Origin of the sequence: Hathewaya proteolytica DSM 3090 (assembly GCF_900142225.1) — a bacterium.
GTDB classification, from domain to species: domain Bacteria; phylum Bacillota; class Clostridia; order Clostridiales; family Clostridiaceae; genus Hathewaya; species Hathewaya proteolytica.
The window spans coordinates 16,353-27,944 of sequence record NZ_FRAD01000003.1 but is presented as its reverse complement, the minus strand read 5'-3'; the positions used below and the strand labels follow the sequence as shown (position 1 = coordinate 27,944).

Sequence of the window (11,592 nt, the reverse complement as noted above, 5' to 3'; positions counted from 1 at the left end):
TGTTATAATACAATTGAGTATTTATAGATTTGATTGGAGGATAAAATTTTGAAAGAAAACTTAAAATATTATATAGAAACTTGGGGTTGCCAGATGAATGAAGAGGATTCTGAGAAGATATCTGGTATGCTTAAAATAAAAGAATTTAATAGAGTCTATTCTGAAGAAGAAGCAGACGTTATTGTGTTTAATACTTGTTGTGTAAGAGAAAATGCCGAACAAAAAGTTTTTGGCCACTTAGGCATTTTAAAAAATATAAAAGAGAAGAAACCATCGTTAATTATAGCTGTATGTGGATGCATGATTCAACAGGAAGGGATGGCAGAAACCATAGCGAAAAAATACCCCTTTGTAAACCTACTTATAGGCACGCATAATTCTTACATGTTTCCTCAGTACCTAGATAGGCTCCTTAAGGGTGAAAAGCAGATAGTTGAGGTATGGGAAAAAGAAGGCCAAATAATAAACGATATTCCCATAGATAGACTTAGCCCTACAAAAGCATTTGTCACTATAATGTATGGCTGTAATAACTTCTGTACATATTGCATAGTTCCATACGTTAGGGGAAGAGAGAGAAGCAGAAAACCAGAGGACATCGAAAATGAAATAATAAACTTAGTAAATAAGGGCTATAAAGAAGTGACACTTCTAGGACAGAATGTAAATTCCTATGGCAAAGGGTTAGAACCTCATATTTCTTTTGCAGATCTTCTTAGAAGATTAAACAAAATTCAGGGTCTAGAGAGAATTAGGTTTATGACATCGCATCCAAAGGATTTATCCCATGATGTTATAGATGCCATAAGCCAATGCGAAAAAGTTTGTGACCACGTACATCTACCAGTCCAGTCTGGATCTACTGAATTATTAAAGAAGATGAACAGAAATTACACAAGAGAACATTACTTAGATTTAATAAAGGAAATTCGTGAAAAAATACCTACTGCTTCCATAACCACAGATATAATTGTGGGATTCCCTGGTGAAACAGAAGAAGATTTTAATGAAACATTAAAATTAATCCAAGAAGTTAAATATGATTCTGTATTTACTTTCCTTTACTCAAGAAGAGAAGGTACACCCGCCTTTGACTTTGAAGATCAGATTCCCGAGGATGTAAAGCACCAACGCTTTGAGAGACTTGTACAAGAAGTAAATAAGATATGTGAAGAATTAAATAAAGAGTACTATGATAGAGTTGTCCCTGTTTTAGTAGAAGGTGTAAGTAAAAATGATAAAAATATGCTTACTGGAAGAACTACCACTGCAAAATTGGTGAATTTTAAGGGAAATAAAGATAGCATAGGAAAAGTAGTAAATGTTAAAATTACCAAGACAAAGTCCTTCTCACTATTAGGTGAGGAAATACAGTAGTCTTATATTAAAGGAAGTGTTTATATTGTCATTAACTCCAATGATGAGGCAATACATGAATGTGAAAGAGAATTGTAAGGACTGCATCTTATTTTTTAGATTAGGTGACTTTTACGAAATGTTTTTCGAAGATGCAGAAATAGCCTCAAAAGAACTTGAATTGGTCTTGACTGGCAGAGATTGCGGTCTGGAAAATCGTGCTCCAATGTGCGGTATACCGTATCACGCAGCCAATAACTACATAGGAAAACTAGTTTCTCGAGGTTATAAGGTTGCCATATGCGAACAAATGGAAGACCCATCCCTTGCTAAAGGTATTGTAAAAAGAGATGTAATTAAGATTGTAACTCCGGGTACGTATTTGGATTCAAATTTTCTAGAGGATGGTAAAAATAATTTCCTTATGAGCATTGATATGAGAGATGGAGTCCGTACTGGCATAAGTGCAGCTGATATATCCACTGGTGAGTTTTATTGCACCAGTGGAAGTATACCAATTCACCAAATCATAGATGAAATAAGCAAGTTTAACCCCTCAGAGATTTTATTATTTGAGGATGCTAATCCAGAATTAATAAAAATTATAGAGGATAGATTTCCTTCTGCCATAACATTTATACCTTATGACAGTGATTATTCTGATACGGTTCCCAAGGATATATCAATAAATAATTGTCCTAAAAACCAAGACAAATCTCTCATTAGTTCTGTAAATTTACTTTTAAGATACATTAATTATACTCAGAAAACGGCTATGTCAAATATTATTTCTGCGGATTATTATGAAATTGTTGATTATATGATAATAGACAATAATTCAAGATTAAATTTGGAGCTTACAGAAAATATTAGAGAAAAAGGAAAAAGAGGAACACTTCTTTGGGTCTTAGACAAAACTTCAACTGCCATGGGGGCTCGCCGCCTAAGAAAGTGGATAGAACAGCCATTGTTAAATACCTGTGCAATTTTAAAGCGTCAAGAGGGAATTGAAGGCCTTATGGAAAACCCTTTTGCCCATGAGGATTTAAAGGACTCCCTAAAGGGTATATATGATATTGAGCGATTAGTGGGCAAAATTAGCTCTAAAAGTGTCAATGGCAAGGAATTGCTTTCTCTTAGAAATTCCATAGGGAAACTACCTGCTATAAAGAAAATTCTAATGAGTTTCCAAGATGGTATATTAAAGAAATTTGGTGAAGAATTAGATTGTTTAGATGATATTTATGAGTTAATCTACCATTCTATATGTGAAGAGGCTCCCATGTCCCTTAAAGATGGTTCTATTATAAAACAGGGCTACAACGAAGAGGTAGATTCTCTTAGATACGCCAAAGCTCATGGAAAGGAATGGATCTCAAATCTAGAGTTGCAGGAAAAAGAGGCCACAGGGATAAAATCCTTGAAAGTTGGCTATAACAAGGTCTTTGGTTATTATATAGAGGTAACCAAAACTAATCTAGCCTCTGTACCAGAGGACAGATATATTAGAAAGCAAACCCTTAGCAATGGGGAAAGATACATTACCCCTGAACTAAAAGAAATGGAAGCAAAAATTCTTGGTGCAGAGGAGCGATTGATTTCTCTTGAGTACGAGCTTTTTGTACAGATAAGAGATGCTGTGGAGAAGGAAATATGCAGACTTCAAAAAGCAGCACTTGTAATCTCAGAATTAGACTGCATAAGCTCTCTTTGCACTGTTGCAAAGGAAAACTCCTATGTTAAACCTGTCATTAACAACGATGGTATAATAGATATAAAAGGTGGCCGTCACCCAGTGGTAGAAAACAGTATGAAGAATTCTACCTTTGTGGAAAATGACACCTATGTTGATACAGATGACAATCAACTTTTGATTATAACGGGGCCAAATATGGCAGGGAAATCCACTTATATGAGGCAAGTAGCTTTGATAACTCTCATGGCTCAAATAGGCAGTTTTGTGCCTTGTTATAGTGCTAACGTATCTGTGTGTGATAGAATATTTACTAGGATAGGTGCTTCCGATGATCTGGCTTCTGGTAAAAGCACCTTTATGGTGGAGATGTGGGAAGTTTCCAACATACTGAAAAATGCTACGCCTAATAGTTTAGTAATACTTGACGAAGTAGGAAGAGGAACCAGTACTCACGATGGTCTCAGTATAGCTTGGGCAGTAATAGAGTTTATGTGCAACAACTCTTCTCTTAGATGCAAAACTCTCTTTGCTACCCATTATCATGAACTAATCGAACTTGAAGATAAAATCAAGGGTGTGAAAAACTATTCTATTGCCGTAAAGAAGGTGGAAAACGAAGTTGTATTCCTTAGAAAGATCATAAAGGGTGGCACAGATGAATCCTATGGCATAGAAGTTGCCAAACTTGCAGGGCTACCAGTTGAGGTAACAACTAGAGCCTCAGAGATTCTCGGCTCCTTAAAGAATAATACAAAGGTCCATGAGAAAATGCCATTACTTCGTGAAGAAAAAAAGGCCAAATCAAACAGTAATAGAAACATACAACAATTGAGTTTTCAGTCAATTGAAGAAAATAATGTTGTTGATGAGTTGAAAAATACAGATATTTTGAAGATGTCTCCGTGGGAAGGCTTTCAAAAGCTACATGAGCTTATAGAAAAAGCAAAAAGGATTGATAATATATAATGAGCAAAATAAATTTATTATCTAAAGAAACCTCAAATAAGATAGCGGCGGGAGAAGTGGTGGAAAGACCAGCTTCTGTTGTGAAAGAACTGATTGAAAATAGCATCGATGCCAATTCTAAAAACATAGAAATTAGAATAGAAGACGGCGGACAAGATTTGATTTTCATAAAGGATGACGGCATGGGTATGGATGAAGAAGATCTAAAACTTGCTTTTTTGCCTCACGCTACGAGTAAGATATGCTCCATAGAGGATATTTACAGTATATCCTCCTTAGGATTTCGTGGTGAGGCTCTGCCAAGTATAGCATCCATTTCCAATGTAGTGGTTCAGAGTAGATCACAGGATAGTATGAGTGGACATGAAATAAAAATGGATGCCGGACAGTGCACTTGCTTTAAAGAAATTGGTTGTGCACCAGGCACCATATTTGAAGTTAGAAATTTATTCTTTAATGTTCCAGCTAGGCAGAAATTCCTAAAGTCATCAAACCGAGAAGCAGCGGTAATCTCAGAAATGGTGTTGAAGATGGCCTTATGTAACAGCCATATAGGCTTCACCTACTTTAATAACAATAAAAAAGTGTATTCAACATCTGGCTCTGGGGATCTTTTAGAAAACATACGAGTTTTGTATGGCAAAGAGGTCTATGAAAATTCTTATTATTTTGAAGGCCACAATGATATTGCCACGGTTTACGGTTATATTGGCAATGATAAAGTTAGTAGGGGAAGTAGAAGCCGTCAAACTATTTTTATAAACAAAAGATTGGTGAAAAACCAACTTATATCTGTAGCAGTGGAAAATGCCTTTAAATCATTTTTGACCATCAATAAATATCCCTTTTTTACTATTTTTCTAGAGATTTACCCTGAATTAATAGATGTAAATGTGCATCCCTCAAAATCTGAAGTAAAAATAAGAGATGACAAAATGATTTATAAATTGGTTTTTGACTCTGTGCACAGTGCTTTAAGAGATAACTTAAAGGAAAGCTTTAATATAGATTTTGAAAATGATCACAATGATGAAAATCATAAGATTGTTGAAAAACCAGTACATGAGCAAAAGAACTTTATTGAGTATGTGGATAAGGATACAAACTTTAATTCTATACAAAAGCTTCAGGAAAGAGCTTATAAGGCCCCTGTTATTGAAAGCAACCATGAAGTTAAAGAGGAACAGAATTATAATTACGTTAATAGTAAAACTGAAACAAACATTCCTATGGAGATTTTGCAAGCAAAGTTTCCAAAATTAAAAATCATAGGGCAGTACAACAATACCTATATAATAGGCGAGGCTTTTGGGCAGCTATACCTTATTGACCAACATGCTGCCCATGAAAAAATCATGTTTGAAAAGTATATAAATCAAATTTCAAAGCATAAAGTTATAAGTCAAATAGTTTTAGTGCCAGTTTTATGTGAACTTTCCCCTTCAGAGTACGCTACTTATGAAGAAAATGTATCTATTTTTACTGATATGGGCTTTAAAATTGAACCCTTTGGAGATACAACCCTTAGCATTAGAGAATTTCCACTTTTACTGGGAGAGGTGAATTGTAAAAAGACCTTTTTCAGTATCATTGAAAACTTAAAGACCATGGGAAGTGGTTCACAAGCTGAAGTAAACTATAATAAAATTGCAACTATAGCGTGTAAATCTGCAGTTAAGGCTAACAATGAACTTTCATTTGAGGAAATGGAATTTCTCATAGATGAGTTGCGATTTATAAATGATCCCTTTAGGTGCCCTCACGGTAGACCAACTATAATTAAATTTACACTTACAGATATAGAAAAAATGTTTAAACGAATACAGTAAAGAGGATAGATATGAAAACAAAAATTCTAATAATTTCAGGCCCTACAGCGGTAGGCAAGACTGATATATCAATAGATGTAGCCAAGAAGCTAAATGGGGAAATTATATCTGCGGACTCCATGCAGATATATAAACACATGGATATAGGTTCTGCGAAGATTACAAAAGAAGAGATGCAGGGAATACCACATCATTTAATTGACTTTGTAGACCCCAAAAGTGAGTTTTCAGTTTCAGAGTTTTCCAGTATGGCAAAAAATCTTATAGAGGACATAACTCAAAGAGGAAAACTGCCTATAATCACCGGTGGAACGGGACTTTATATAGATTCCCTTATATATAACTATAATTTTGCAAATAGCACAAGAGATGACGAGTACAGGGAAGAGCTAAAAGCCTTGGCAGAAGAAAAGGGCAATGAGTACATTTACAATATGCTAAAAGAAGTCGATATAGAGTCTTATGAAAGGCTAAGCCTTAAAGATAGTAAGAGAATAATAAGGGCTTTAGAAGTGTATAAGACAACTGGTAAGACCATCGGAGAGGTAAATAGTGAAGTTGATGTGTATGACATTCCTTACCAAATTGATTACTTCGTTTTGACAATGGATAGAGAAGCTCTGTACAATAGAATAAATGCTCGCGTTGATCTTATGATAAAAAAAGGCCTTTTAAAGGAGGTAGAGTACCTCATTAATAGTGGTTTAAATGAAAATATGCAGTCTATGAAGGGTATAGGATACAAAGAGATAATCCTTTACTTTAAGGGCATTTTAACCCTGGATGAAGCTATATATGAAATAAAAAAGGGCAGTCGCAATTATGCAAAACGTCAGCTCACTTGGTTTAGAAAAGATAAAAGAGTACAATGGATAAATAAAGACAATTTTCTTTCCAATGAAGACATATCTTCGTATATATGCCATAGAGCTACTATTTAATATATGCTTTCAAATAGTTTCATTATATTTTAGAAATATAAAGGATATTTATGATTCACATAGAATTTTAAAATATATAATATCAATATAATTTTCTACAGGAGGTGAGTTTTTTGGCAACTAAACAGATTAATAATTTACAAGATATTTTTTTGAATAATGCAAGAAAAAGCAAATTAACTGTAAACATTCGTTTGCTAAACGGATTTCAGCTTAAAGGTCTCGTAACAGGTTTTGATAGTTATACTGTAGTTTTGGAGTCCAATGGCGAACAGATTATGATATATAAGCATGGAATATTATCTATTACTCCGCAAAAGCCTATATTATATAATTCACAGCTATCAGATAAAGAATAGGAATTCCTATTCTTTATTGCTTTAAAAGAAAAAATATAATATTATACTATTGTAGAAAACGGAAGAAGAGGAGATTTAAAATGTTAAAAGATACTATGGATTTACTAAAATGTGCTTATAGCATTAATAATAATACAATGGAATTATATAGGCAAGCCATCAAAGATGTTGAGCCTGTTTTTAAAGAACTTAACGAAATAAGAGAGTACAATCAATTAAAAGTCCTTGAGGCCTTTAAAGAGGAAAGGATCAGTGAAATGCACTTCACTAATTCCACAGGTTATGGTTACGGGGATATTGGAAGAGATACTCTAGATTTGATGTACGCAAGGATATTTAAATGTGAAGCTGCTCTAGTAAGACCCCACTTTGTCAACGGAACCCATGCTCTTGGAACTGCATTGTTCGGAAATTTACGACCAGGGGATACAATGCTTTCAGTATGTGGGCTACCCTATGATACCTTGCACGGTATAATAGGACTCACTGGCAATGGAATGGGAAGTCTTAAAGAATACGGTGTAAATTATAAACTTGTAAATTTAAAAAACAATAAAATTGATATAGATGAAGTAGTAAAAAGTATAAAAGAAGATACTTCTATTAAATTAGTACATATTCAGAGATCCACAGGATATGGGTGGAGGAATTGTTTAAATGTCGAAGAAATTGGGCATATTATAAATAAGGTGAAAGAAATCTCTAAAGATATAATTTGCTTTGTAGACAATTGTTATGGTGAGTTTGTAGAGACAAGAGAAGCAACTGAAGTAGGTGCAGACCTTATGGCAGGTTCCCTTATAAAAAATATAGGTGGTGGTATTGCTCCTACAGGTGGATACATCGTGGGTAAAAAACAGTATGTTGAAAACTCCTCGTATAGATTGACAGTACCTGGTATAGGGGGAGAGTGTGGCTCCACCTTTGGCGTTATGAGAAGTTTATATGAAGGACTTTTCTTAGCTCCTCATGTTACCATGGAATCAGTGAAAGGTGCCATTTTCTGTGCTAGAATAATGGAGCTAGCAGGCTTTGAAGTTTTGCCTAAATTCAATGAAAAACGCAGTGACATAATTCAAGCTATAAAATTTAACGATAAAGAAAAGCTTATTCAATTTTGCAAAGGGATACAAAAAGGTTCACCTATTGATTCCTTTGTTGAATGTGAACCTTGGGAGATGCCAGGATACGAAGATGAGGTTATAATGGCAGCAGGTGCATTTATACAAGGTGCCTCCATAGAGCTTTCTGCTGACGCCCCAATTCGTGAGCCATATATAGCTTATCTACAAGGTGGCTTGACCTTCGATCACGCTAAAATTGGTATACTGATAGCACTAGATAGGATATTAAATATAAAATAAGCAAAACATTTACTTAAGGAGAATAAATTTATGATTGAAAAATGCCATAAATGCCACAGCTTAGATATAGTTGACGTGGATGGAGTATTGATGTGCAACAATTGCGGTGAAATATTAAATGGTGACTGTAAAAAAGAGATAAGTATAAAAATAGACAGTGTTGAAGCTCAAAATCACGCTGAAAGCTCTATATCACAAGATGACGATTTAAATATAGAGGCATTAGAAAATCTGAATGATGAAGATGATTTATCTGAGGAAGAAATCGGTGACTTTCAACCTTTTTCTGATTTAAGCTATTTATTAGACTCTGAAGAAGAAATGGATAGCGACCAAGAGGATGTATTAAATAGAGAAGGCCAATGGTGTTTTATAGATGACGTGGATGACTTAGCAGAAGACTTAAGCTATGAGGACTACAACAACGCCTATGAGGAAAAATACCCTGGACTCCTTATACGCAAATAAAAATAAAAGTAAAAAAGTGCAAAGGTAAAATCCCTCTGCACTTTTTTTACTCAATATCTTCATTTAATGGATTAGCATAAACTGCTTCTCTTAAATTCTCCTCATCAATGTGGGTATAGATCTCAGTGGTGGATATACTTTCGTGGCCCAAGATATCTTGTATGGATCTTACATCTACATTGCCGTACTTATACATAAGAGTGGCAGCAGTATGACGCAATTTGTGTGGGGTTAATTTATCGTAGTCAAGACCAGCAAGCTTTGCATATTTTTTTACCATTCTCTCCACAGTACGCTCTGATATTCTCATCTTTTTGCTAGAAATAAATAGTACATTTTTCAGCTCTTGGGGTAAAGTACTGTCTTGAGCTTCTCTTAAAGGCAAGTATTTGTTTAAAGCTTGCATTACTGCTTTATTAAGATAAACTACACGTTCCTTATTGCCTTTACCTATGACTCTTAAAGTATCATCTACAATTTTATTTCTATCTATAGAGCACAATTCCGAAAGTCTTAAACCACAATTCAAAAAAATGCTCACAATGCAATAATCTCGTTCCTTATTTTTTCCTCCCATTTTTTCAACAGTATCAAGAAGTCGCTTGCTTTCTTCAAGGGTGAGGTACACTGGATTTCTTTTAGGCACTTTGGGAATAGGGAGGTGATGAGTAGGGTTTACAGTTATTATTTTTTTTATGTCGCAAAGATATGTGAAAAATGCCTTTAAACAAGATATTTTTCTCGCGCGGGCGTAGGCGCTATTATCTAATTCAATCTGAGTATAAGAGAGAAAATCAACTAGTATTTCAATGGTAGCATTAGTTAAGTATTCATCCTTAAATTGATCTAATTTACTTTGATTTTTTTCTTCGTTTTTATCTTTATTTTCGTTCTCACTGTTTTCGTTTATTGAAAGCAAGTACAAAGAAAACAGTTTTAAATCAGAGGCATATCCTTTAACTGTGTTAGGTGAGAGGCCTTTTACAGCTAAACAATAATTTAAAAAGTCAGAAATTGTTTTTGGAAAATTTTCTTTGAAATCCATTAATATATCACTTCCCTTATTTTCATATAGAATAATGTCGTGAAATTTGTATTTCACGACATTATTGTTATCACCTTAGGGGAGTTTACCTCCCTTTAAATTTATCAAAAATCATAATTAACAATTTACTTCTGATTTTATGCCCATAGAATCTTTATTGGCATCTAGTATTGGCTGAACATAGTCATTTATAAAATCCACAACTTGCTCTGGAGCTCTTCCTGTGAATTTTTTTGCATCTATTATATGGAGTATTTCTTCACTGGACATATTAAATGTAGGATCAGCAATAATTCTATTTATCAAATCGTTTTCAAGACCTAGTTCCTTTACCTGTCTTGCAGCTTCCATGGAATGAATCCTTATTCTTTCGTGCAACTCTTGTCTGTCGCCACCTTTTTTTACGGACTCCATCATTATGTTTTCAGTGGCCATAAATGGCAATTCACGCTTTACATGGGATTCGATTACCTTAGGATATACAACCATATTTTCAGTTATGTTTATATAAAGATTTAATACTCCATCAAGAGCTAAAAAAGCTTCTGGTACTGATATTCTCTTGTTTGCAGAGTCATCAAGTGTTCTCTCAAACCACTGTGTTCCAGCAGTTATAGCTGGGTTTAAGGCATCAATAATAATGTACCTGCAAAGGGATCCCATTCTCTCAGATCTCATTGGATTTCTCTTGTATGCCATGGCAGACGAACCAATCTGATTTTTTTCAAAAGGTTCTTCCATTTCTTTCATGTTTTGCAAAAGTCTTAAATCATTGCTGAATTTATAAGCACTCTGAGCTATTTCTGATAAAGTATTTAACACTATTGAATCCACTTTTCTTGAGTAGGTTTGCCCTGTAACAGGATATATATCTTTGAAGCCCATCTTTTCTGCTACCATTTTATCAAGTTTTTTTATTTTATCATGGTCTCCATTAAATAGATCCATAAAACTAGCTTGAGTTCCAGTAGTTCCTTTTACTCCTCTAAGCTTTAAGTTGCCTATGACAAAATCAAGATTCTCCATATCAAGCACAAGTTCTTCTAACCAAAGTGTAGCCCTCTTCCCCACCGTGGTTAGTTGGGCAGGTTGGAAGTGGGTGAAGCCTAGGGTAGGCATATCTTTGTATTTTATAGCAAAATCCTTTAGGGAAGCCATAACAGTAACAAGTTTCTTCTTTATAAGAAGCAATGCTTCTCTCATTACTATAAGATCTGTATTGTCACCAACAAAACAAGAAGTTGCACCAAGATGAATAATTTTCTTTGCATTAGGACACTGCAATCCATATGCATAAACATGGCTCATAACATCGTGTCTTATTTCCTTCTCCTTTTTCTCAGCATCCTCAAAGTTGATGTTATCTAGGTTATTTCTAAGCTCTTCAATCTGCTGATCTGATATATTAAGGCCTAATTCCTTTTCAGATTCTGCCAGTGCAAGCCACAACCTTCTCCAAGTTTTAAACTTAGTTTCTTCAGAAAATATTTTAGACATCTCCAATGAAGCGTATCTTGAATTCAAAGGGTTGTTATATTTATCTCTCATTTTTATCCTCCATCCGTATG

Annotated in this window: 9 protein-coding genes; 7 read left to right on the top strand and 2 right to left on the bottom strand. The window is 34.5% G+C overall.

Annotation, left to right across the window (positions count from 1 at the left end):
* Positions 1-48 precede the first annotated feature (48 nt).
* From miaB to BUA73_RS00115, 7 genes are all read left to right on the top strand, one after another.
* Positions 49-1,377, top strand: coding sequence for a tRNA (N6-isopentenyl adenosine(37)-C2)-methylthiotransferase MiaB (gene miaB / locus BUA73_RS00145; RefSeq protein WP_093426654.1), 1,329 nt, complete (start codon positions 49-51; stop codon positions 1,375-1,377).
* Between the two features lie 25 nt (positions 1,378-1,402).
* The gene (mutS, locus tag BUA73_RS00140) at positions 1,403-4,018 is read left to right on the top strand and encodes a DNA mismatch repair protein MutS (RefSeq protein WP_072900964.1); all 2,616 of its coding nucleotides are present in this window, start codon (positions 1,403-1,405) and stop codon (positions 4,016-4,018) included.
* Positions 4,018-5,847 carry a DNA mismatch repair endonuclease MutL gene (gene mutL / locus BUA73_RS00135; protein WP_072900962.1) on the top strand — a complete coding sequence of 610 codons (1,830 nt, stop codon included), beginning with the start codon at positions 4,018-4,020 and terminating at the stop codon, positions 5,845-5,847. The genes mutS and mutL overlap by 1 nt, the downstream gene beginning before the upstream one ends.
* 11 nt (positions 5,848-5,858) lie before the next feature.
* Complete coding sequence (miaA, locus tag BUA73_RS00130; protein ID WP_072900960.1) at positions 5,859-6,788, top strand: tRNA (adenosine(37)-N6)-dimethylallyltransferase MiaA; 930 nt, start codon at positions 5,859-5,861, stop codon at positions 6,786-6,788.
* Positions 6,789-6,901: 113 nt separating this feature from the next.
* Complete coding sequence (hfq, locus tag BUA73_RS00125; RefSeq protein WP_072900958.1) at positions 6,902-7,147, top strand: RNA chaperone Hfq; 246 nt, start codon at positions 6,902-6,904, stop codon at positions 7,145-7,147.
* An 80-nt stretch (positions 7,148-7,227) separates the two neighbouring features.
* The gene (locus BUA73_RS00120) at positions 7,228-8,511 is read left to right on the top strand and encodes a methionine gamma-lyase family protein (RefSeq protein WP_072900956.1); all 1,284 of its coding nucleotides are present in this window, start codon (positions 7,228-7,230) and stop codon (positions 8,509-8,511) included.
* Positions 8,512-8,541: 30 nt separating this feature from the next.
* Positions 8,542-8,979, top strand: a complete 438-nt coding sequence (locus BUA73_RS00115; RefSeq protein ID WP_072900954.1) for a hypothetical protein — start codon at positions 8,542-8,544, stop codon at positions 8,977-8,979.
* A 46-nt stretch (positions 8,980-9,025) separates the two neighbouring features.
* Here BUA73_RS00115 and BUA73_RS00110 read toward each other — a convergent pair whose 3' ends face one another.
* Both BUA73_RS00110 and purB read right to left on the bottom strand, forming a co-directional pair.
* Positions 9,026-10,024 (bottom strand): tyrosine recombinase XerC, encoded by a 999-nt coding sequence (locus BUA73_RS00110; RefSeq protein ID WP_072901516.1) that lies wholly within the window; start codon positions 10,022-10,024, stop codon positions 9,026-9,028.
* Between the two features lie 117 nt (positions 10,025-10,141).
* Entirely contained in the window at positions 10,142-11,572 is a 1,431-nt protein-coding gene (purB, locus tag BUA73_RS00105; protein ID WP_072900952.1) for an adenylosuccinate lyase, read from the bottom strand.
* Between the last annotated feature and the right edge of the window lie 20 nt (positions 11,573-11,592).